The sequence below is a fragment of the Mesobacillus stamsii genome (assembly GCF_030814065.1).
Taxonomy (GTDB): Bacteria; Bacillota; Bacilli; order Bacillales; family Cytobacillaceae; genus Mesobacillus; species Mesobacillus stamsii.
In genome coordinates, this window is record NZ_JAUSUN010000032.1 from 17,933 (window position 1) to 37,211 (window position 19,279).

Genomic DNA, 19,279 nt, shown 5'->3' on the forward strand with positions numbered 1-19,279 from the left:
GCAGAGGGCTGCAAGGACTTTGTTTTTTGCAAAAAAATGAACCACCTGGATGTGTGGGCTTACACAAAAAGTGAAGGGAGGAAAATGATCATGCCTACAATTAACCAATTAGTGCGCAAGCCACGTAGCTCAAAAGAGGAGAAGTCAAAATCTCCGGCGCTAAATAAAGGTTACAACAGCTTCAAAAAAGCACAAACTAACGTTTCTTCACCACAAAAGCGTGGTGTATGTACTCGTGTTGGGACTATGACTCCTAAGAAGCCAAACTCAGCATTGCGTAAATACGCTCGTGTACGTTTAACTAACGGAATCGAGGTAACAGCTTATATCCCTGGTATCGGGCACAACCTTCAAGAGCACAGCGTTGTTCTTATCCGCGGAGGACGTGTAAAAGACTTACCGGGTGTTCGTTACCACATCGTTCGTGGTGCTCTTGATACTGCTGGTGTGAACAACCGTATGCAGGGCCGTTCTAAGTACGGTACTAAGAGACCGAAAGCAGCAAAAAAATAATAATTAAACTAGAAACCCTTTTTGAAAGGAGGAAATTACATGCCACGTAAAGGTCCAGTTGCAAAGAGAGATGTATTGCCGGATCCGATTTACAACTCAAAGCTTATCACTCGCTTGATCAACAAAATGATGATCGATGGGAAGAGAGGTAAATCACAAAAGATCCTTTATTCAGCCTTTGATATTATTCGTGAGCGTTCAGGTAAAGAGCCAATGGAAGTGTTTGATGCCGCTCTTAAGAACATCATGCCTGTTTTAGAAGTAAAAGCACGCCGTGTAGGTGGAGCTAACTATCAAGTACCAATTGAGGTGCGTGCAGACCGCCGTACAACTCTTGGTCTTCGCTGGTTAGTAAACTACTCACGTCTTCGTGGGGAAAAGACAATGGAAGAGCGTCTTGCTAACGAAATTCTTGATGCAGCCAACAACACTGGGGCTTCCGTTAAGAAACGCGAAGACACACACAAAATGGCGGAAGCAAACAAAGCATTCGCTCACTATCGTTGGTAATCTTACCTTCAATTTAAAAACAACATTTATACTAGGAAGGAGAAAGACCAAATGGCAAGAGAGTTCTCCTTAGATAAAACTCGTAATATTGGAATCATGGCTCACATTGATGCTGGTAAAACAACAACAACTGAGCGTGTTCTATATTATACAGGCCGTATCCATAAAATCGGCGAAACTCATGAAGGTGCTTCTCAAATGGACTGGATGGAGCAAGAGCAAGAGCGTGGAATCACGATCACTTCTGCTGCAACAACCGCTTCATGGAAAGAGCATCGGGTGAACATCATCGACACACCAGGACACGTAGACTTCACAGTTGAAGTGGAACGTTCTCTTCGTGTGCTAGATGGTGCAGTAGCAGTACTTGACGCTCAGTCAGGTGTAGAGCCTCAAACAGAAACAGTATGGCGTCAGGCTACTACTTACGGAGTGCCACGGGTTGTATTCGTTAATAAAATGGATAAGCTTGGTGCAGACTTCCTATATTCTGTTTCAACACTCCATGATCGTTTACAAGCGAACGCACATCCAATTCAGCTCCCAATTGGAGCGGAAGATGAGTTCGAAGCGATCATCGACCTAGTTGAAATGAAAGCTTTCTTCTATTCGAATGACCTTGGTACAGATATCACTGTCGGGGAAATTCCTGAAGAACATAGGGCTCAAGCAGAAGAATATCATGAAAAGCTTGTGGAAGCGGTAGCTGAGCTTGACGAAGAATTAATGGAAAAATACCTTGGCGGAGAAGAGCTAACAGTCGAAGAGATTAAAGCTGCGATCCGTAAAGGTACCATAAACGTCGAGTTCTACCCAGTTATCTGTGGTTCAGCGTTCAAAAACAAAGGTGTTCAGCTAATGCTAGACGCTGTTATCGACTATCTTCCATCTCCGCTTGATGTACCTGCAATCCAGGGACATCTACCGGATTCAGAAGAAGTAGTTGAGCGTCACTCTGACGACAGTGAGCCATTCTCTGCGCTTGCGTTCAAAGTTATGACGGACCCTTATGTTGGTAAATTAACATTCTTCCGCGTTTACTCCGGTACTCTTGAGTCTGGTTCATATGTACAGAACTCGACTAAAGGAAAGCGTGAGCGTATTGGCCGTATCCTGCAGATGCACGCAAACAGCCGCCAGGAAATCTCTAAGGTTTATGCGGGTGATATTGCAGCAGCTGTCGGTTTGAAAGATACTACAACAGGTGACACTCTATGTGATGAAAAGAACCTTGTTATTTTGGAATCCATGCAGTTCCCTGAACCAGTAATTCAGTTATCTGTTGAGCCTAAGTCAAAAGCTGACCAGGACAAGATGACAACTGCATTGCAAAAACTTCAAGAAGAAGATCCTACATTCCACGCTCACACTGACCAGGAAACTGGGCAGGTAATCATCGCTGGAATGGGTGAACTGCACCTTGACATTATTGTTGACCGAATGAAGCGCGAATTTAAAGTGGAAGCTAATGTAGGTGCACCTCAGGTTGCATACCGCGAAACGTTCCGTGAATCAGCGAACGTGGAAGGAAAATTCGCTCGTCAATCCGGTGGACGTGGTCAATACGGGCACGTTTGGATCGAGTTCTCTCCTAACGAAGAAGGAAAAGGCTTTGAATTCGTGAACGGAATCGTCGGTGGTGTTGTTCCTCGTGAATACATCCCAGCTGTTCAAGCTGGTCTTGAAGACGCCATACAGCGCGGAGTACTTGCAGGATATCCACTAGTTGACATCAAAGCAAGACTTTTTGATGGTTCATACCACGATGTTGACTCCTCTGAAATGGCGTTTAAAATCGCTGCTTCAATGGCACTTAAGAATGCTGCTTCCAAGTGTAAGCCAGTCATTCTTGAACCAGTCATGAGAGTTGAAGTTGTCATTCCTGAAGAATATCTTGGTGATATTATGGGTATGATCACTGCTCGTCGCGGACGCGTCGAAGGTATGGGTGCTCGCGGTAATGCGCAAGTTGTTCGTGCGATGGTTCCACTATCAGAAATGTTTGGTTATGCAACGGCTCTTCGTTCAAGCACACAAGGACGCGGTGTATTCTCCATGCACTTCGATCATTACGAAGAAGTTCCTAAATCCGTTTCTGAAGAGATCATCAAAAAAAATAAAGGTGAATAATTGATTTTCATCTTTTAATCAAGTATAACTACTAATGTAAGCATAACGCTGTGGAATAGGGTTTCCTATTTCACGGTACATTAAAATATACTTAATTTTCATATATTAAAGGAGGATTTTTCTAATGGGAAAAGCTAAATTCGATCGTTCAAAGCCACACGTTAACATTGGTACAATTGGTCACGTTGACCATGGTAAAACTACATTAACAGCTGCTATCACAACTGTTCTTTCTAAGCAAGGCGGCGGAGAAGCACGCGGTTACGACCAAATCGACGCTGCTCCAGAAGAGCGCGAGCGCGGGATCACAATCTCCACTGCTCACGTTGAGTATGAAACACCTAGCCGTCACTATGCACACGTTGACTGCCCAGGACACGCTGACTATGTTAAAAACATGATCACAGGTGCTGCTCAAATGGACGGCGGTATCCTAGTAGTATCAGCTGCTGACGGCCCAATGCCACAAACTCGTGAGCACATCCTTCTTTCTCGTCAAGTAGGCGTACCTTACCTTGTTGTATTCATGAACAAATGCGACATGGTGGACGATGAAGAACTTCTTGAACTAGTAGAAATGGAAGTGCGTGACCTTCTTACTGAGTACGATTTCCCTGGCGATGACATCCCAGTTATCAAAGGTTCTGCTCTTAAAGCTCTTGAGGGAGATCCACAATGGGAAGAAAAAATCAACGAGCTTATGGCTGCAGTTGACGAGTACATCCCAACTCCAGAGCGTGACACAGAGAAGCCTTTCATGATGCCTGTTGAGGACGTATTCTCAATCACTGGCCGTGGTACAGTTGCTACTGGACGTGTAGAGCGTGGAAAAGTTAAAGTCGGTGATGTTGTTGAAATCATCGGTCTTACCGAAGCACCTAAATCTACTACTGTAACAGGCGTAGAAATGTTCCGTAAGCTTCTTGACTATGCTGAAGCTGGAGACAATATCGGCGCACTTCTTCGTGGTGTAGCGCGTGAAGAAATTCAACGTGGACAAGTACTTGCTAAGCCAGGTTCTGTAAAGCCACACACAAAGTTCAAAGCAGAAGTATATGTTCTTTCAAAAGAAGAAGGTGGACGACACACTCCATTCTTCACCAACTACCGTCCTCAGTTCTACTTCCGTACAACTGATGTAACTGGTATTGTGCACCTTCCAGAAGGCGTAGAAATGGTTATGCCTGGCGACAACATCGAAATGACTGTTGAACTGATCGCTCCAATCGCTATTGAAGAAGGAACTAAGTTCTCCATTCGTGAAGGCGGTCGTACAGTAGGCGCTGGCGTAGTTGCAACAATCACTGAGTAATTTTTTAAAAATATAAATCTGGATTACGATCCGGATGAAGGAGCAGCTGGGTGACGATCCAGCTGCTTTTTTTTATGGAGAAAACCAACAAGGAGAGTCAAACTATACGCGGAAATATAGAGAAGGATATACCTGTCTATTTAATGATATGTCTGGTTTTGAAAAAGAGAGGGGTTTACACAAAATGCAGTATTTCTCGAGAAAAGTTAAAGTAAATATAATTCAGAATATATAAGGAGAGCAACATGTGCCCAATCAAGAGTGAAAGAGAAACTGACAGTCACATAAAGGAGCAACATGTGCCCGATAAAGAGTGAAAGAGAAACAGACGGTCACATAAAAGAGCAATATGTGCCCGATCAAGGGTGAAAGAGAAACAGACGGACACATAAGAGAGAAATATGTGCCCGATAAAGAGCGAAAGAGAAGCAGACGGTCACATAAAAGAGAAATATGTGCCCGGTAAAGAGTGAAAGAGAAGCTCAGGGGCACATAAAAGAGAAATATGTGCCCGATAAAGGGTGAAAAAGAAGCTCAGGGTCACATAAAAGAGAAATATGTGCCCGATCAAGGGTGAAAGAGAAGCTCAGGGTCACATAAAAGAGAAATATGTGCCCGATAAAAAGCGAAAGAGAAGCTCACGGTCACATAAGAGAGCAATATGTGCCCGATAAAGAGCGAAAGAGAAGCAGACGGTCACATAAAAGAGAAATATGTGCCCGGTAAAGAGTGAAAGAGAAGCTCAGGGGCACATAAAAGAGCAATATGTGCCCGATAAAGAGTGAAAGAGAAGCTCAGGGTCACATAAAAGAGAAATATGTGCCCGATAGAGAGCGAAACAGAAACAGACGGTCACATATTAAGAGAGCAACATGTATAAAACGGAAAGAAAAGATCAAGCTCACGTTTGAGGTGATTTTTTCAAAAAGCAAAGTCACGCTAGTTTCTTCTATATATAAATGTATATCCTCCCATGATACAAAAGGAATATTTTTCACCACGTCCAAATAGTTAGAATTCTCCTCCCCCACTTGTAAAATCCCATTGCGCTCGCTATAATAGTAAAAGTGTGTTAAACATAAAGAAAAGCAGAAATTAATGTTGCGTTTGATTTATGTTTTATGTATAATAGACAATGTTGGTCTTTGACTGCGATGATGCGAAAGGTTGCTGACACACCCGGCCGCTTTGCCATGGCGAGTGTGTGGGAAATTTTCGCGGAGAATGTCTATTTTAAAATAGGCGAAAAGGAGGGAAAGTAATGGCAAAACAAAAAATTCGTATCCGTTTGAAAGCTTATGATCACAGGATTCTTGATCAATCTGCAGAGAAAATTGTTGAAACTGCGAAACGTTCTGGTGCGGCGGTGTCTGGTCCAATCCCACTACCTACAGAGAAGACTATTTACACAATTCTTCGTGCGGTGCATAAGTACAAGGATTCTCGTGAACAGTTCGAAATGCGTACGCATAAGCGTCTGATTGACATCATCAATCCGACTCCGCAAACGGTCGATTCACTAATGCGTTTAGACCTGCCATCAGGTGTAGATATCGAAATCAAACTTTAATCAATAAACCATTATAATTCACAGGAGGTGTGACTGAAATGACCAAAGGAATCTTAGGTAGAAAGATCGGTATGACTCAAGTATTTGCTGAAAATGGTGACCTTATCCCGGTTACTGTGGTAGAAGCTTCTCCAAACGTAGTGCTTCAAGTGAAATCTGCTGAGACAGATGGCTACGAGGCAATTCAGCTTGGCTTTGAAGACAAGCGCGAAAAGCTTTCTAACAAACCGCAAAAAGGCCACGTTTTAAAAGCAAACACTGCTCCTAAGCGCTTCGTAAAGGAATTCAACGAAGTCGAAGCAGCAGGATATGAAGTTGGTCAGGAAGTCAAAGTTGATATTTTCGCTGAAGGCGATGTCGTAGATGTTACAGGAATCTCAAAGGGGAAAGGTTTCCAAGGTGCTATCAAGCGTCACGGACAATCTCGCGGACCAATGGCTCACGGTTCTCGTTACCACCGCCGCCCTGGTTCAATGGGTCCCGTTGCTCCAAACCGTGTATTCAAGGGTAAATTATTGCCTGGACGCATGGGTGGAGAACAGATCACTGTTCAAAATCTGCAAATCGTCAAAGTGGACGCGGAACGTAATCTTCTTTTAATCAAAGGAAACGTTCCAGGTGCTAGGAAAGCCCTTCTAAAAATCAAAACTGCTGTAAAAGCGAAGTAATTTTTACAGGAAAGGAGGAAACAAGAATGCCTAAAGTAGCATTATTCAACCAAGCTGGTTCACAAGTTGGAGAAATCGAACTTAATGATTCAGTATTTGGTATTGAGCCTAATAACCACGTATTGTTCGAAGCAGTAGTCATGCAGAGAGCTTCATTGCGTCAAGGAACTCATAAAACGAAAATTCGTTCTGAAGTAGCGGGCGGTGGACGTAAGCCGTGGAAACAAAAAGGAACTGGACGTGCGCGTCAAGGATCGATCCGTTCTCCACAATGGCGCGGAGGCGGTACTGTATTTGGACCTGTTCCACGCAGCTACAGCTATAAATTACCTAAAAAGGTTCGCCGTTTGGCAATCAAATCTGCTTTATCATCAAAAGTGCAAGCTGAGAACATCCTTGTTCTTGAAAGCCTAGCTTTCGAAGCTCCAAAGACAAAGGAATTCAAAAGTGTGCTAAATGGTCTTTCTGTTAATACGAAAGCATTGATTGTAACAGCAAGTCTTGAAGAAAACGTTGCATTGTCTGCACGTAATATTCCTGGAGTAACAGTTGTTACTGCTGATGGAATCAACGTTTTAGATGTTTTAAATCATGATAAGCTGATCATGACAAAAGCAGCTGTTGAAAAAGTAGAGGAGGTGCTTGCATAATGGATGCACGTGATATCATTAAGCGCCCCGTAATAACAGAACGCTCTTCCGATTTAATGGCTGAGAAAAAATACACTTTCGAAGTTGATACAAGAGCGAACAAGACTCAAGTGAAAGACGCAATCCAAACTATTTTCGGCGTTAACGTTGAAAAAGTTAACATCATGAACTACAAAGGTAAGTTCAAGCGTATGGGCAAATTCGGCGGTTATACAAACAAACGTCGTAAAGCAATCGTTAAACTTACTCAAGACAGCAAAGAAATCGAATTCTTCGAAGTATAGAATCTAATAAGAAGAGGAGGGAAACGAAATGGCGATTAAAAAGTACAAACCTACCTCCAACGGTCGTCGTAATATGACAGCATCTGATTTTGCTGAAATTACAACTGACAAGCCGGAAAAATCCTTGCTTGCTCCGTTGCACAGAAAAGGCGGTCGTAACAACCAGGGTAAGTTAACTGTTCGTCATCAAGGTGGCGGCCATAAGCGTCAGTACAGAATCATTGATTTCAAACGTACAAAAGATGGCATTCCAGGACGCGTTGCCACGATTGAGTATGATCCAAACCGTTCAGCAAACATTGCGTTAATTAATTATGTAGATGGTGAAAAGAGATACATCCTTGCTCCTAAAAACCTAGAGGTAGGCATGGAAGTTATGTCCGGCACAACAGCTGACATTAAAGTAGGGAACGCTCTTCCACTAGCTAATATCCCAGTTGGTACAGTCGTACACAACATCGAGTTGAAGCCTGGCAAAGGCGGACAATTGGTTCGTTCTGCTGGAACTTCTGCACAGGTTCTTGGTAAAGAAGGCAAGTATGTATTGATTCGTTTGAACTCAGGCGAAGTGCGTATGATCCTTGCTGAGTGCCGTGCTACTATTGGTCAAGTCGGCAACGAACAGCACGAATTGATCAACATCGGGAAAGCAGGTCGTAATCGTTGGTTAGGCAAGCGCCCAACAGTTCGTGGATCTGTCATGAACCCTAATGATCACCCACACGGTGGTGGTGAAGGACGCTCTCCAATCGGACGTAAATCACCAATGTCTCCATGGGGCAAACCGACTCTTGGTTACAAAACTCGTACGAAGAAAAATAAATCCGACAAGTTTATTGTACGTCGTCGTAAAAAATAACGGGATTGAGCTACGGTTCGCGGGAACCGTAGGACAATCACGAAGGGAGGTTCAATCATGGGTCGAAGCTTAAAAAAAGGACCTTTTGTCGATGAGCACTTAATCACAAAGATCGAAAAGTTAAATGAAACTGAAGGCAAGAAAGTTGTTAAAACTTGGTCTCGCCGTTCTACGATCTTCCCACAATTCATCGGACACACGATTGCTGTCTATGATGGTCGCAAACATGTACCTGTTTATGTCACTGAAGACATGGTAGGCCACAAGCTTGGAGAATTCGCTCCAACTCGTACTTACAAAGGTCATGGGAATGACGATAAGAAAACAAGACGTTAATGAGAGGAGGGCATCCAAATGCAAGCAAAAGCTGTTGCTAGAACAGTTCGTATTGCTGCTCGTAAAGCTCGCTTAGTTCTAGATTTAATTCGAGGAAAGCAAGTTGGTGAAGCAGTTGCTATCTTAAACCTTACCCCAAAGGCAGCTTCTCCAATCGTAGAAAAAGTGTTGAAATCTGCATTGGCAAACGCAGAGCACAACTATGAAATGGATGTTAATAACCTTGTCGTAACCGAAGCGTACGCGAATGAAGGACCAACGTTGAAACGTTTCCGTCCACGTGCTATGGGACGTGCAAGTGCAATTAACAAACGTACTAGCCATATTACTATCGTTTTATCAGAAAAGAAGGAGGGATAATCAGTGGGTCAAAAAGTAAATCCAGTCGGTTTGCGTATCGGAATCATCCGTGATTGGGAATCAAAGTGGTACGCAGGCAAAGACTACGCTGATCTTTTACACGAAGACCTTAAAGTGCGTGAGTACATCACTAAGCGTTTACGCGATGCTTCTCTTTCTAAAGTGGAAATCGAGCGAGCTGCAAACCGCTTGAATGTAACTGTCCACACTGCGAAGCCAGGAATGGTAATCGGTAAAGGTGGTACAGAAGTGGAATCACTTCGTAAAGCGCTAAATGAACTAACAGGCAAACGTGTTCATATAAACATTCTTGAAATCAAAAGAGCTGATATCGAAGCGAAATTGGTTGCTGAAAACATCGCTCGCCAATTGGAAAACCGTGTTTCTTTCCGTCGTGCACAGAAGCAAGTTATCCAGCGTGCCATGCGTGCAGGCGCTAAAGGAATCAAGACAATGGTTTCCGGCCGTCTAGGCGGCGCAGACATCGCTCGTTCAGAACATTACAGCGAAGGAACAGTTCCACTTCATACTCTTCGTGCCGATATCGATTATGCTACTGCTGAAGCAGATACAACTTACGGTAAGCTAGGCGTTAAAGTATGGATTTATCGTGGAGAGGTCCTTCCAACGAAGAAGAAAACTGAGGAAGGAGGCAAATAATATGTTATTGCCTAAACGCGTTAAATATCGCCGTCAACACCGTGGCAAAATGCGCGGTCAAGCGAAAGGCGGTACTGAAGTAAACTTCGGTGAATATGGTTTACAGGCTCTTGAAGCTTCATGGATCACAAACCGTCAAATTGAAGCTGCCCGTATTGCAATGACTCGTTACATGAAACGTGGCGGTAAAGTCTGGATCAAAATCTTCCCTCACAAGCCATATACTGCAAAGCCTCTAGAAGTCCGAATGGGTTCTGGTAAAGGTGCTCCTGAAGGTTGGGTAGCAGTTGTTAAACCGGGGAAAATAATGTTCGAGGTAGCTGGCGTTTCTGAAGAAGTCGCACGCGAATCACTACGCCTTGCAGCACACAAGCTTCCTGTAAAGTGCAAGTTTGTTAAACGAGAAGAAATTGGTGGTGAATCTAATGAAAGCTAATGATATTCGTGACCTTACCACTGCTGAAATTGAACAAAAAGTAAAATCATTAAAAGAAGAGCTATTCAACCTGCGCTTTCAATTAGCGACTGGACAACTTGAAAACACAGCTCGAATCCGTGAAGTGCGCAAAGCGATTGCTCGCATGAAAACTGTAATTCGTGAACGAGAGATCGGCGTTAACAGATAATTGAGAGGAGGTTCTCACAATGAGTGAACGCAACCAACGCAAAGTTTATACTGGACGCGTAGTTTCTGACAAGATGGACAAAACAGTTACGGTTCTTGTCGAGACATACAAAAAGCATCCATTATACGGCAAGCGTGTGAAATACTCTAAGAAATTCAAAGCTCATGATGAGCAAAACGAGGCAAAAATCGGCGACGTAGTTCGTATCATGGAAACTCGTCCGCTATCTGCGACAAAACGTTTCCGCCTTGTAGAAGTAGTGGAAACAGCTGTTATTATTTAATTGTTCGGATTAAGGTTCATTCCGAAGGGAGGTTACTCGCATGATCCAACAGGAAACGCGTTTAAAAGTTGCTGATAATTCAGGTGCTCGTGAAGTGCTTACTATTAAAGTTCTAGGCGGTTCCGGCCGTAAGACTGCTAATATCGGAGACGTTATCGTATGCACAGTAAAACAAGCAACACCAGGTGGCGTTGTTAAAAAAGGCGACGTTGTCAGAGCGGTTATCGTTCGTACAAAAACTGGTATGCGTCGGACTGACGGCACTTATATTAAGTTTGACGAGAATGCTTGTGTCATCATCCGTGACGATAAGAGCCCTCGTGGCACTCGTATCTTCGGACCAGTTGCACGTGAGCTTCGTGATAACAACTTCATGAAGATCGTTTCATTAGCTCCAGAAGTACTATAATCAATTCCAAATGCCTTTAAGGAGGTGCACACAGATGCATGTAAAAAAAGGTGACAAAGTAATGGTCATCTCTGGTAAAGACAAAGGCAAATCAGGGATCATCCTTGAAGCTTATCCAAAGCAAAGCCGTGTTCTTGTAGAGGGAATTAACATCGTGAAAAAGCACGCAAAACCTTCTCAAGTGAATCCACAAGGTGGAATCTTGAACCAGGAAGCAGCTATTCATGTATCAAACGTAATGCCTATAGATCCGAAATCCGGTCAACCAACCCGAGTTGGTTACACTGTCGAAGACGGCAAGAAGGTACGCGTTGCGAAAAAATCCGGTGAAGTTCTAGATAAATAGTCTATTGAAGAAGGGAGGTACAATCGATGAACCGCCTAAAAGAAAAGTTTAACAATGAAATTACTCCTGCTCTTATGAGCAAGTTTAACTATAAGTCAATCATGGAAGTTCCTAGACTTGAAAAGATCGTAATCAACATGGGTGTAGGTGATGCTGTCGCCAACGCTAAAGCTCTTGATGTTGCAGTGGAGGAATTGGCAACGATCACTGGTCAAAAGCCAGTTGTGACTCGTGCAAAGAAATCAATCGCAGGCTTCCGTCTTCGTGAAGGAATGCCAATCGGTGCGAAAGTTACTCTTCGCGGTGTGCGCATGTACGAATTCATCGACAAGTTAATTTCAGTATCTTTGCCACGTGTACGTGACTTCCGCGGTATCTCCAAGAAGTCTTTCGATGGACGTGGAAACTACACACTTGGGGTTAAAGAACAATTAATCTTCCCTGAAATTGATTACGATAAAGTAAACAAAGTACGTGGCATGGACATTGTTATTGTAACGACTGCTAACTCTGACGAAGAAGCACGTGAACTATTAACCCAATTCGGAATGCCATTTCAAAAGTAATCTCTAATAAGAGGGAGGCGAAAACGTGGCTAAGAAATCAATGATTGCGAAACAAAAACGCACTCCTAAATACAAAGTACAAGAGTACACTCGCTGTGAGCGTTGCGGCCGTCCGCACTCTGTATACCGCAAATTTAGGCTTTGCCGTATTTGTTTCCGTGAATTAGCATACAAAGGACAAATTCCTGGTGTGAAAAAAGCTAGCTGGTAAAACTGAAAGCTTTGGAAGGAGGTAAATTAAATGGTCATGACAGATCCGATTGCAGACTTGCTAACTCGTATTCGTAACGCGAATATGGTTCGTCACGAAAAATTAGAAGTACCTGCTTCTAACATTAAAAAAGAAATCGCTGAGATCCTTAAACGTGAAGGTTTCGTGCGTGACGTTGAATATATCGAAGACAATAAGCAAGGTATCATCCGTATCTTCTTAAAGTACGGTGCAAACAACGAGCGTGTTATTACTGGTCTAAAAAGAATCAGTAAGCCTGGACTTCGCGTTTATGCAAAATCAACGGAAGTACCTCGTGTACTCAACGGTTTAGGTATCGCGCTAGTATCAACTTCAACTGGCGTTTTAACGGACAAAGAAGCTCGCGCTAAGCAAGTAGGCGGAGAAGTTTTAGCATACGTATGGTAATAGATTTTTCTGAATGAATGGAGGTGCAACAAATGTCACGCGTAGGGAAAAAACCAATTGAAATTCCAGCAGGTGTTACTGTAACTCTTGATAACCATCACGTAACAGTAAAAGGACCTAAAGGTGAATTGTCTCGTACTTTTCACGCTGATATCGAAATTAAGATTGAAGAGAATATAATCAACATTTCTCGTCCAACGGAGAACAAAGAACATCGTGCATTGCACGGAACAACTCGTGCGATTCTTGCCAACATGGTTGAGGGTGTATCGAATGGATTCGAAAGAGGCCTTGAACTAGTAGGTGTTGGTTACCGTGCCTCAAAACAAGGGAACAAACTCGTACTAAACGTTGGATACTCTCATCCGGTTGAAATCGAGGCAGAAAAAGGACTTGAAATTGAAGTCCCAACTAATACGAAGATCATTATCAAAGGAACGGATAAAGAGCGTGTTGGCGCATTGGCTGCTAACATCCGTGACGTACGTCCGCCAGAGCCTTACAAAGGCAAAGGAATTCGTTATGAAGGCGAATATGTACGCCGCAAAGAAGGTAAAACAGGTAAGTAATGCCGCATAGGTTAACGAAAGGAGTGACGTAAATGATTACGAAGGCTGATAAAAACGCTACTCGCCGGAAGAGACATGCTCGTGTACGTGCGAAACTTAGCGGAACTGAAGCTCGTCCTCGTCTAAATGTGTTTCGTTCTAACAAGCACATTTATGCTCAATTAATCGACGATGTAAACGGAGTAACTCTAGCGAGTGCTTCTACTTTAGATCAAGAAGTGAATGTTGAAAGCAATAACCTGGAAGCAGCAAAGAAAATCGGTGAATTAATCGCTAAACGTGCTGTAGAAAAAGGTTATAAATCTGTAGTATTTGACCGTGGCGGATACCTCTATCACGGACGCATCCAGACACTTGCAGATGCTGCCCGCGAAAACGGCTTAGAATTTTAATAGAAAAAGGAGGGACACAAAAGATGCTTCGTATTGATCCAAACAAACTTGAACTTGAAGAACGCGTGGTTACGATTAACCGTGTTGCGAAAGTTGTTAAAGGTGGACGCCGTTTCCGTTTCTCTGCTCTTGTAGTAGTAGGAGATAAAAACGGTCACGTCGGCATGGGTACTGGTAAAGCACAAGAAGTACCTGAAGCGATTCGCAAAGCTATCGAAGATGCGAAGAAAAACCTAATCCTAGTTCCTATGGTTGGTACTACCATTCCTCACGAAGTAATCGGACACTTTGGTGCTGGTGAAATCCTTCTGAAGCCTGCTTCTGAAGGTACTGGAGTTATTGCTGGCGGACCAGTTCGTGCGGTACTAGAATTAGCTGGTGTGGCGGATATCCTGTCTAAATCTCTAGGAACAAACACTCCAATCAACATGGTTCGAGCAACTTTAGAAGGTTTAACTCAACTTAAACGTGCAGAAGACGTAGCAAAACTACGCGGTAAATCTGTGGAAGAACTGTTAGGATAAGGAGGGAAATCAAATGGCTAACAAATTAGAAATTACCCTCACTCGCAGCCTGATCGGCCGTCCGCAAGATCAGCGCGAAACAGTTAAAGCACTTGGCTTACGCAAAATGAACCAAACAGTGGAGAAGGTTGATAATGCAGCGATGCGCGGCATGATCAACAAAATTTCTCACCTCGTAACAGTAACAGAAAAATAATTTTACCTTTTTAAAATAAGGAGGTGCCAACATGAAACTTCATGAATTAAAGCCTGCAGAGGGTTCCCGTAAAGAACGCAAGCGTCTTGGACGTGGAATCGGTTCTGGTCAAGGTAAAACTGCTGGTAAAGGTCATAAAGGTCAAAACGCTCGTTCCGGCGGCGGTGTTCGCCTTGGTTTTGAAGGCGGTCAAACGCCTTTATTCCGACGCTTGCCGAAACGCGGTTTCACGAACATCAACCGCAAAGAATACGCAGTTGTAAACCTAGATAGCCTGAACATATTCGAAGATGGAACAGAAGTAACTCCAGTACTTCTCATCGAAACAGGTCTTGTCAAGAAGGAACTAGCAGGTGTTAAGATCCTTGCTAAGGGAAGCCTTGAGAAGAAATTGACTGTTAAAGCTCATAAGTTTTCCACAGCAGCCGAGGAAGCAATCAAAGCTGCCGGCGGTCAAACTGAGGTGATTTAATGTTCCAGACAATCTCCAATTTTATGCGCGTGGGTGAAATTAGAAATAAAATTCTCTTCACCCTTTTAATGTTGATTGTATTTCGGCTTGGTACATTTATTCCTGTACCAAACGTAAATGCAGATATTTTGAAAGCACAGGATGACATGAGTGTCTTCGGAGTGCTGAACACATTTGGCGGCGGCGCACTAAAGAACTTCTCCATCTTTGCGATGGGAATCATGCCGTACATCACCGCTTCGATCATCATCCAGCTTTTGCAAATGGATGTTGTGCCAAAGTTTACGGAATGGTCTAAACAAGGAGAAGTCGGACGTCGCAAGTTAGCTCAGTTTACCCGCTATTTCACGATCGTTCTTGGTTTTATCCAGGCATTCGGTATGTCTTATGGTTTTAACAATATTTCAAGTGGCATGTTGATCGAAAATGCCGGCGTCACTTCCTACCTGATGATTGCCCTTGTTCTGACAGCTGGAACTGCATTCCTAATGTGGCTCGGTGAACAGATTACGGCAAAAGGTGTGGGAAATGGGATTTCGATCATTATCTTTGCAGGTATTGTTGCTGGAATTCCGACAATGGTCAATCAGATTTATGCACAGCAGTTCTCGGACGCTGGGGGAGCTCTGTTCCTCCGCATTGTAACTGTACTGCTGATTTTGGTTGCGGTTATTGCCATTATTGTTGGGGTTATTTTCATCCAACAGGCGACGCGTAAGATTCCGATTCAGTACGCTAAACGCATGAGTGCTGGAAACAATCCGGTTGGCGCACAGAACACCCACCTTCCTTTGAAAGTGAATGCGGCTGGTGTCATCCCGGTGATCTTCGCGATTTCGTTTGTCGTTACGCCTCCGACAATTGCTCAGTTCTTTGGCACGAATGATGTGACACTCTGGATTCAGAAGACGTTTGATTACACACAGCCGATCGGCATGACCGTCTACGTGGCGTTAATCATCGCCTTCACGTATTTCTATGCGTTTATCCAGGTCAATCCTGAACAAGTCGCCGATAACCTAAAGAAGCAGGGCGGATATGTTCCTGGCATACGCCCGGGAAAGAGCACACAGGAATACTTGACTAGAGTGCTATACCGCCTTACTTTGGTCGGTGCGCTTTTCCTTTCCGTAATCTCTGTGCTGCCAGTGTTTTTTATTAAAATTGCTGGTCTGCCGCAATCGGTACAGATTGGTGGAACGAGCTTGCTAATCGTAGTCGGCGTTGCGCTTGAAACGATGAAGCAGTTGGAAGCTCAACTTGTAAAACGCCATTATAAAGGCTTTATAAAATAAGATTTAGGGGACTTTTGTCCCTTGAATCCTTTAATAGAGACTGGGGGGAAATCTTGTGAATTTGGTTCTGATGGGGCTTCCGGGTGCCGGGAAGGGCACGCAAGCCGAAAAAATTGTTGGTAAATACAACATCCCTCATATCTCAACTGGAGATATGTTCCGTGGAGCGATCAAAGAAGGAACGGAACTTGGATTACAGGCAAAAGCATTTATGGATAAGGGAGAGCTGGTTCCTGATGACGTAACAATCGGGATTGTCCGTGAACGTTTAAGCAAAGAAGACTGTAAAAACGGATTCCTTCTTGACGGATTCCCGCGTACTGTTGCACAGGCTGAAGCGTTGGACAGCATGCTTTTCGATCTTGGCAAAAAAATTGATTATGTCATTAACATTGATGTAGATCAGAGCATCTTAATGGAACGATTGACAGGACGCAGAATTTGTAAAAACTGTGGCGCAACCTACCACCTCGTTTTCAATCCTCCTGCAAAGGAAGGCATTTGTGATCGTTGTGGGGGAGAACTTTACCAGCGTGCAGATGACAATGCAGAGACTGTTCAAAATCGTCTGGACGTTAATATCCAACAAGCAAAGCCTCTGTTCCACTTTTATGAAGAGAAGGGTTACTTACGCAATATCAACGGTCAGCAGGACATTGATGTCGTTTTTGCTGATATCGAGAAATTGCTTGGGGGCTTAAATGAATGATCATATTGAAAACCGCTCGTGAAATAGAAGTGATGCGGGAAGCAGGTCGCATAGTAGCGATGACGCACCAGGAGCTAAAGAAACAGATTGCGCCTGGCATTACAACAAAAGAGCTGGATGCAATTGCCGAGGATTTTATCCGAAAACAAGGTGCAACTCCTTCTTTTAAAGGTTATAATGGTTTTCGCGGCAGCATCTGTGCTTCCGTTAACGAAGAACTAGTTCACGGGATACCTGGAGATCGCGTTCTTAATGAAGGGGACATCATCAGCATTGATATCGGAGCAAAATACAACGGATACCACGGGGACTCCGCTTGGACTTACCCGGTTGGAAAGATTGATGAGCAAGCCCAGCGTCTTTTAGACGTGACAGAAGAGTCATTGTTCAAAGGACTGAAAGAAGCTAAGCCAGGGGAACATCTTTCGAACATCTCCCATGCAATTCAAACGTATGTTGAATCAGAAGGCTTTTCTATTGTTCGTGAGTATGTCGGCCATGGAATTGGGAAAGAATTGCATGAAGACCCGCAAATTCCTCATTACGGCCCTCCTAACAGAGGACCAAGGCTTAAGCCCGGAATGGTTTTGTGCATAGAACCAATGGTGAATGCTGGAAGCCGCTATGTGAATACGTTAGCCGATAATTGGACTGTGATAACAGTTGACGGTAAAATATGTGCTCATTTTGAGCATACGATTGCGATCACCGAAGTTGGTTATGAGATCTTAACCAAAGTAGAATCTGGTGCTCAGCCGTCTAATTCAGATATCTAGTCGATAAATAGGCAAAAATGAATTTTCTTTGCGGACGGGAAGCGACCTTTGTGTTATAATTATAAGGTTGAGTATTTTCACCTTTATTCTCGATGGCATGGGCTGTATCATAAATAGAAAAGTACTATTCCGCTATTGCGGACATGATTGAATACGTATTTGAATAAGGAAGGGAGACCAGTTTATGGCGAAAGATGATGTAATTGAAATTGAAGGCACAGTAATAGAAACTTTGCCGAATGCCATGTTTAAGGTAGAATTAGAGAATGGTCATACAGTGTTGGCTCATGTTTCCGGTAAAATCAGAATGCACTTCATTCGGATCCTGCCTGGAGACAAAGTAACAGTTGAGCTTTCTCCATATGATTTGACTCGCGGAAGAATTACTTACCGCTTTAAATAAACCGTGACTCCGTACTATCAAGGAGGTTAGAGTAATGAAAGTGAGACCATCTGTTAAGCCAATCTGTGAAAAGTGCAAAGTCATCCGCAGAAAAGGCAAAGTAATGGTGATCTGTGAAAACCCTAAACATAAACAAAAACAAGGTTAATATAAAAGGAGGTGCGCATCTAGATGGCACGTATTGCTGGTGTAGATATTCCACGTGAAAAACGTGTAGTTATTTCTTTAACTTATATTTTTGGAATCGGCAGACCCACTGCTGAGAAAGTACTTGCTGAAGCTGGTGTTTCTGAAGACACTCGCGTTCGCGACCTTACTGAAGATGAACTTAACAAAATCCGTGAGATCATCGACAAGTTAAAGGTTGAAGGTGACCTTCGACGTGAAGTTTCATTAAACATCAAACGTCTAATGGAGATCGGCTCATTCCGTGGCTTGCGTCATCGTCGTGGCTTGCCTGTTCGCGGACAAAACACGAAGAACAACGCACGTACTCGTAAAGGTCCTCGTAAGACTGTAGCTAACAAGAAAAAATAATCCGTAAAGGAGGGTAACATTTAAATGGCTCGTAAAACTAATACACGCAAACGCCGCGTCAAAAAGAATATTGAAAGTGGAGTTGCGCATATTCGTTCAACTTTCAACAATACTATCGTAACTATTACAGATGTACATGGCAATGCATTATCATGGTCTAGTGCTGGTGCGCTTGGTTTCAGGGGTTCACGTAAATCCACTCCATTTGCAGCACAAATGGCAGCTGAAGCTGCAGCTAAAACTTCTATGGAACATGGTCTGAAAACTCTAGAGGTAACTGTTAAAGGTCCAGGTGCAGGTCGTGAAGCAGCAATTCGTGCTCTTCAAGCTGCAGGTCTTGAAGTTACAGCTATTAGAGATGTAACTCCGGTTCCACATAACGGCTGCCGCCCGCCGAAACGTCGCCGTGTTTAATTTTTCTGTATAGAATTTGTACTCCTGTCAATAATGGGATATGATACAAATATTTTCTAGTTATACAGAAATCATTAATCCAGTTGTTGTGCACAAACGGGAACGTATACATGGGGGAATTTCGGTAAGGGAAAAAAACTGCCGGGGTTTCGACGTTTTGAAGGAGGGTATATTTGATGATCGAAATAGAAAAACCAAAAATCGAAACGGTTGAGATCAGCGATGATGCCAAATACGGCAAGTTTGTCGTAGAACCGCTTGAGCGTGGAT

The 19,279-nt window shown here is 43.4% G+C and carries 33 protein-coding genes; all 33 read left to right on the forward strand.

Going from position 1 to position 19,279, the window contains the following annotated elements; all coding sequences use genetic code 11:
* Positions 1-90: 90 nt before the first annotated feature.
* Positions 91-513 carry a 30S ribosomal protein S12 gene (gene rpsL, locus J2S25_RS17505; RefSeq protein ID WP_023626436.1) on the forward strand — a complete coding sequence of 141 codons (423 nt, stop codon included), beginning with the start codon at positions 91-93 and terminating at the stop codon, positions 511-513.
* A gap of 39 nt (positions 514-552) precedes the next feature.
* Positions 553-1,023, forward strand: coding sequence for a 30S ribosomal protein S7 (rpsG, locus tag J2S25_RS17510; RefSeq protein WP_044393519.1), 471 nt, complete (start codon positions 553-555; stop codon positions 1,021-1,023).
* A 51-nt stretch (positions 1,024-1,074) separates the two neighbouring features.
* The gene (gene fusA / locus J2S25_RS17515; protein ID WP_044393517.1) at positions 1,075-3,153 is read left to right on the forward strand and encodes an elongation factor G; all 2,079 of its coding nucleotides are present in this window, start codon (positions 1,075-1,077) and stop codon (positions 3,151-3,153) included.
* Between the two features lie 124 nt (positions 3,154-3,277).
* A complete protein-coding gene (tuf, locus tag J2S25_RS17520) occupies positions 3,278-4,465 on the forward strand; it encodes an elongation factor Tu (RefSeq protein WP_044393516.1) in 1,188 nt (395 codons plus the stop codon).
* Between the two features lie 1,261 nt (positions 4,466-5,726).
* Positions 5,727-6,035: a 30S ribosomal protein S10 gene (rpsJ, locus tag J2S25_RS17525; protein WP_027322659.1), complete on the forward strand. Its 309-nt coding sequence runs from the start codon at positions 5,727-5,729 to the stop codon at positions 6,033-6,035.
* Positions 6,036-6,073: 38 nt separating this feature from the next.
* Positions 6,074-6,703 (forward strand): 50S ribosomal protein L3, encoded by a 630-nt coding sequence (rplC, locus tag J2S25_RS17530; RefSeq protein WP_307192513.1) that lies wholly within the window; start codon positions 6,074-6,076, stop codon positions 6,701-6,703.
* A gap of 26 nt (positions 6,704-6,729) precedes the next feature.
* Positions 6,730-7,353 carry a 50S ribosomal protein L4 gene (gene rplD / locus J2S25_RS17535; RefSeq protein ID WP_307192514.1) on the forward strand — a complete coding sequence of 208 codons (624 nt, stop codon included), beginning with the start codon at positions 6,730-6,732 and terminating at the stop codon, positions 7,351-7,353.
* Positions 7,353-7,637 carry a 50S ribosomal protein L23 gene (gene rplW, locus J2S25_RS17540; RefSeq protein ID WP_044393909.1) on the forward strand — a complete coding sequence of 95 codons (285 nt, stop codon included), beginning with the start codon at positions 7,353-7,355 and terminating at the stop codon, positions 7,635-7,637. Before rplD ends, rplW begins: the two co-directional genes overlap by 1 nt.
* A gap of 28 nt (positions 7,638-7,665) precedes the next feature.
* A complete protein-coding gene (gene rplB, locus J2S25_RS17545) occupies positions 7,666-8,496 on the forward strand; it encodes a 50S ribosomal protein L2 (RefSeq protein ID WP_044393906.1) in 831 nt (276 codons plus the stop codon).
* A gap of 57 nt (positions 8,497-8,553) precedes the next feature.
* Positions 8,554-8,832, forward strand: coding sequence for a 30S ribosomal protein S19 (gene rpsS / locus J2S25_RS17550; protein WP_044393904.1), 279 nt, complete (start codon positions 8,554-8,556; stop codon positions 8,830-8,832).
* A gap of 18 nt (positions 8,833-8,850) precedes the next feature.
* Positions 8,851-9,192 carry a 50S ribosomal protein L22 gene (gene rplV, locus J2S25_RS17555; protein ID WP_044393903.1) on the forward strand — a complete coding sequence of 114 codons (342 nt, stop codon included), beginning with the start codon at positions 8,851-8,853 and terminating at the stop codon, positions 9,190-9,192.
* A 3-nt stretch (positions 9,193-9,195) separates the two neighbouring features.
* Positions 9,196-9,852 carry a 30S ribosomal protein S3 gene (rpsC, locus tag J2S25_RS17560; protein ID WP_044393902.1) on the forward strand — a complete coding sequence of 219 codons (657 nt, stop codon included), beginning with the start codon at positions 9,196-9,198 and terminating at the stop codon, positions 9,850-9,852.
* A gap of 1 nt (position 9,853) precedes the next feature.
* The gene (rplP, locus tag J2S25_RS17565; RefSeq protein ID WP_044393901.1) at positions 9,854-10,288 is read left to right on the forward strand and encodes a 50S ribosomal protein L16; all 435 of its coding nucleotides are present in this window, start codon (positions 9,854-9,856) and stop codon (positions 10,286-10,288) included.
* Positions 10,278-10,478, forward strand: coding sequence for a 50S ribosomal protein L29 (gene rpmC / locus J2S25_RS17570; protein WP_023626422.1), 201 nt, complete (start codon positions 10,278-10,280; stop codon positions 10,476-10,478). The genes rplP and rpmC overlap by 11 nt, the downstream gene beginning before the upstream one ends.
* 19 nt (positions 10,479-10,497) lie before the next feature.
* The gene (gene rpsQ, locus J2S25_RS17575) at positions 10,498-10,761 is read left to right on the forward strand and encodes a 30S ribosomal protein S17 (RefSeq protein WP_044393900.1); all 264 of its coding nucleotides are present in this window, start codon (positions 10,498-10,500) and stop codon (positions 10,759-10,761) included.
* 40 nt (positions 10,762-10,801) lie between these two features.
* The gene (rplN, locus tag J2S25_RS17580) at positions 10,802-11,170 is read left to right on the forward strand and encodes a 50S ribosomal protein L14 (RefSeq protein WP_044393899.1); all 369 of its coding nucleotides are present in this window, start codon (positions 10,802-10,804) and stop codon (positions 11,168-11,170) included.
* A gap of 34 nt (positions 11,171-11,204) precedes the next feature.
* Positions 11,205-11,516, forward strand: coding sequence for a 50S ribosomal protein L24 (gene rplX / locus J2S25_RS17585; protein WP_044393898.1), 312 nt, complete (start codon positions 11,205-11,207; stop codon positions 11,514-11,516).
* 26 nt (positions 11,517-11,542) lie between these two features.
* Entirely contained in the window at positions 11,543-12,082 is a 540-nt protein-coding gene (rplE, locus tag J2S25_RS17590) for a 50S ribosomal protein L5 (protein ID WP_044393896.1), read from the forward strand.
* 25 nt (positions 12,083-12,107) lie between these two features.
* On the forward strand, positions 12,108-12,293 hold the full coding sequence (locus tag J2S25_RS17595; protein ID WP_084221810.1) for a type Z 30S ribosomal protein S14: 186 nt from the start codon (positions 12,108-12,110) through the stop codon (positions 12,291-12,293).
* Between the two features lie 30 nt (positions 12,294-12,323).
* A complete protein-coding gene (rpsH, locus tag J2S25_RS17600; RefSeq protein ID WP_044393894.1) occupies positions 12,324-12,722 on the forward strand; it encodes a 30S ribosomal protein S8 in 399 nt (132 codons plus the stop codon).
* Positions 12,723-12,754: 32 nt separating this feature from the next.
* On the forward strand, positions 12,755-13,291 hold the full coding sequence (gene rplF / locus J2S25_RS17605; protein ID WP_044393892.1) for a 50S ribosomal protein L6: 537 nt from the start codon (positions 12,755-12,757) through the stop codon (positions 13,289-13,291).
* A 32-nt stretch (positions 13,292-13,323) separates the two neighbouring features.
* Positions 13,324-13,683, forward strand: a complete 360-nt coding sequence (rplR, locus tag J2S25_RS17610; protein WP_044393890.1) for a 50S ribosomal protein L18 — start codon at positions 13,324-13,326, stop codon at positions 13,681-13,683.
* A 23-nt stretch (positions 13,684-13,706) separates the two neighbouring features.
* On the forward strand, positions 13,707-14,207 hold the full coding sequence (gene rpsE, locus J2S25_RS17615) for a 30S ribosomal protein S5 (protein ID WP_044393888.1): 501 nt from the start codon (positions 13,707-13,709) through the stop codon (positions 14,205-14,207).
* Between the two features lie 13 nt (positions 14,208-14,220).
* Positions 14,221-14,403, forward strand: a complete 183-nt coding sequence (gene rpmD, locus J2S25_RS17620; protein WP_044393886.1) for a 50S ribosomal protein L30 — start codon at positions 14,221-14,223, stop codon at positions 14,401-14,403.
* A 31-nt stretch (positions 14,404-14,434) separates the two neighbouring features.
* Positions 14,435-14,875, forward strand: a complete 441-nt coding sequence (rplO, locus tag J2S25_RS17625; protein ID WP_044393884.1) for a 50S ribosomal protein L15 — start codon at positions 14,435-14,437, stop codon at positions 14,873-14,875.
* Entirely contained in the window at positions 14,875-16,170 is a 1,296-nt protein-coding gene (gene secY / locus J2S25_RS17630) for a preprotein translocase subunit SecY (protein WP_044393882.1), read from the forward strand. The genes rplO and secY overlap by 1 nt, the downstream gene beginning before the upstream one ends.
* Before the next feature lie 55 nt (positions 16,171-16,225).
* The gene (locus tag J2S25_RS17635) at positions 16,226-16,879 is read left to right on the forward strand and encodes an adenylate kinase (protein WP_044393880.1); all 654 of its coding nucleotides are present in this window, start codon (positions 16,226-16,228) and stop codon (positions 16,877-16,879) included.
* Complete coding sequence (gene map / locus J2S25_RS17640) at positions 16,876-17,655, forward strand: type I methionyl aminopeptidase (RefSeq protein WP_044393878.1); 780 nt, start codon at positions 16,876-16,878, stop codon at positions 17,653-17,655. Before J2S25_RS17635 ends, map begins: the two co-directional genes overlap by 4 nt.
* 184 nt (positions 17,656-17,839) lie before the next feature.
* A complete protein-coding gene (gene infA / locus J2S25_RS17645) occupies positions 17,840-18,058 on the forward strand; it encodes a translation initiation factor IF-1 (protein WP_009791305.1) in 219 nt (72 codons plus the stop codon).
* A 34-nt stretch (positions 18,059-18,092) separates the two neighbouring features.
* Positions 18,093-18,206 (forward strand): 50S ribosomal protein L36, encoded by a 114-nt coding sequence (gene rpmJ / locus J2S25_RS17650; protein WP_003156543.1) that lies wholly within the window; start codon positions 18,093-18,095, stop codon positions 18,204-18,206.
* 23 nt (positions 18,207-18,229) lie between these two features.
* Positions 18,230-18,595 carry a 30S ribosomal protein S13 gene (gene rpsM / locus J2S25_RS17655; protein WP_044393874.1) on the forward strand — a complete coding sequence of 122 codons (366 nt, stop codon included), beginning with the start codon at positions 18,230-18,232 and terminating at the stop codon, positions 18,593-18,595.
* Between the two features lie 24 nt (positions 18,596-18,619).
* Positions 18,620-19,009 carry a 30S ribosomal protein S11 gene (gene rpsK, locus J2S25_RS17660; protein WP_044393872.1) on the forward strand — a complete coding sequence of 130 codons (390 nt, stop codon included), beginning with the start codon at positions 18,620-18,622 and terminating at the stop codon, positions 19,007-19,009.
* A gap of 176 nt (positions 19,010-19,185) precedes the next feature.
* Positions 19,186-19,279 (forward strand): hypothetical protein (locus tag J2S25_RS17665; RefSeq protein WP_307192515.1); only part of this gene is annotated, 94 nt, incomplete at its 3' end.

Coding starts and splice junctions, on each gene's coding strand:
- rpsL (WP_023626436.1), top strand. CDS start 91: ATGCCTACAATTAACCAATTAGTGCGCAAGCCACGTAGCTCAAAAGAG.
- rpsG (WP_044393519.1), top strand. CDS start 553: ATGCCACGTAAAGGTCCAGTTGCAAAGAGAGATGTATTGCCGGATCCG.
- fusA (WP_044393517.1), top strand. CDS start 1,075: ATGGCAAGAGAGTTCTCCTTAGATAAAACTCGTAATATTGGAATCATG.
- tuf (WP_044393516.1), top strand. CDS start 3,278: ATGGGAAAAGCTAAATTCGATCGTTCAAAGCCACACGTTAACATTGGT.
- rpsJ (WP_027322659.1), top strand. CDS start 5,727: ATGGCAAAACAAAAAATTCGTATCCGTTTGAAAGCTTATGATCACAGG.
- rplC (WP_307192513.1), top strand. CDS start 6,074: ATGACCAAAGGAATCTTAGGTAGAAAGATCGGTATGACTCAAGTATTT.
- rplD (WP_307192514.1), top strand. CDS start 6,730: ATGCCTAAAGTAGCATTATTCAACCAAGCTGGTTCACAAGTTGGAGAA.
- rplW (WP_044393909.1), top strand. CDS start 7,353: ATGGATGCACGTGATATCATTAAGCGCCCCGTAATAACAGAACGCTCT.
- rplB (WP_044393906.1), top strand. CDS start 7,666: ATGGCGATTAAAAAGTACAAACCTACCTCCAACGGTCGTCGTAATATG.
- rpsS (WP_044393904.1), top strand. CDS start 8,554: ATGGGTCGAAGCTTAAAAAAAGGACCTTTTGTCGATGAGCACTTAATC.
- rplV (WP_044393903.1), top strand. CDS start 8,851: ATGCAAGCAAAAGCTGTTGCTAGAACAGTTCGTATTGCTGCTCGTAAA.
- rplP (WP_044393901.1), top strand. CDS start 9,854: ATGTTATTGCCTAAACGCGTTAAATATCGCCGTCAACACCGTGGCAAA.
- rpmC (WP_023626422.1), top strand. CDS start 10,278: ATGAAAGCTAATGATATTCGTGACCTTACCACTGCTGAAATTGAACAA.
- rpsQ (WP_044393900.1), top strand. CDS start 10,498: ATGAGTGAACGCAACCAACGCAAAGTTTATACTGGACGCGTAGTTTCT.
- rplN (WP_044393899.1), top strand. CDS start 10,802: ATGATCCAACAGGAAACGCGTTTAAAAGTTGCTGATAATTCAGGTGCT.
- rplX (WP_044393898.1), top strand. CDS start 11,205: ATGCATGTAAAAAAAGGTGACAAAGTAATGGTCATCTCTGGTAAAGAC.
- rplE (WP_044393896.1), top strand. CDS start 11,543: ATGAACCGCCTAAAAGAAAAGTTTAACAATGAAATTACTCCTGCTCTT.
- rpsH (WP_044393894.1), top strand. CDS start 12,324: ATGGTCATGACAGATCCGATTGCAGACTTGCTAACTCGTATTCGTAAC.
- rplF (WP_044393892.1), top strand. CDS start 12,755: ATGTCACGCGTAGGGAAAAAACCAATTGAAATTCCAGCAGGTGTTACT.
- rplR (WP_044393890.1), top strand. CDS start 13,324: ATGATTACGAAGGCTGATAAAAACGCTACTCGCCGGAAGAGACATGCT.
- rpsE (WP_044393888.1), top strand. CDS start 13,707: ATGCTTCGTATTGATCCAAACAAACTTGAACTTGAAGAACGCGTGGTT.
- rpmD (WP_044393886.1), top strand. CDS start 14,221: ATGGCTAACAAATTAGAAATTACCCTCACTCGCAGCCTGATCGGCCGT.
- rplO (WP_044393884.1), top strand. CDS start 14,435: ATGAAACTTCATGAATTAAAGCCTGCAGAGGGTTCCCGTAAAGAACGC.
- secY (WP_044393882.1), top strand. CDS start 14,875: ATGTTCCAGACAATCTCCAATTTTATGCGCGTGGGTGAAATTAGAAAT.
- map (WP_044393878.1), top strand. CDS start 16,876: ATGATCATATTGAAAACCGCTCGTGAAATAGAAGTGATGCGGGAAGCA.
- infA (WP_009791305.1), top strand. CDS start 17,840: ATGGCGAAAGATGATGTAATTGAAATTGAAGGCACAGTAATAGAAACT.
- rpmJ (WP_003156543.1), top strand. CDS start 18,093: ATGAAAGTGAGACCATCTGTTAAGCCAATCTGTGAAAAGTGCAAAGTC.
- rpsM (WP_044393874.1), top strand. CDS start 18,230: ATGGCACGTATTGCTGGTGTAGATATTCCACGTGAAAAACGTGTAGTT.
- rpsK (WP_044393872.1), top strand. CDS start 18,620: ATGGCTCGTAAAACTAATACACGCAAACGCCGCGTCAAAAAGAATATT.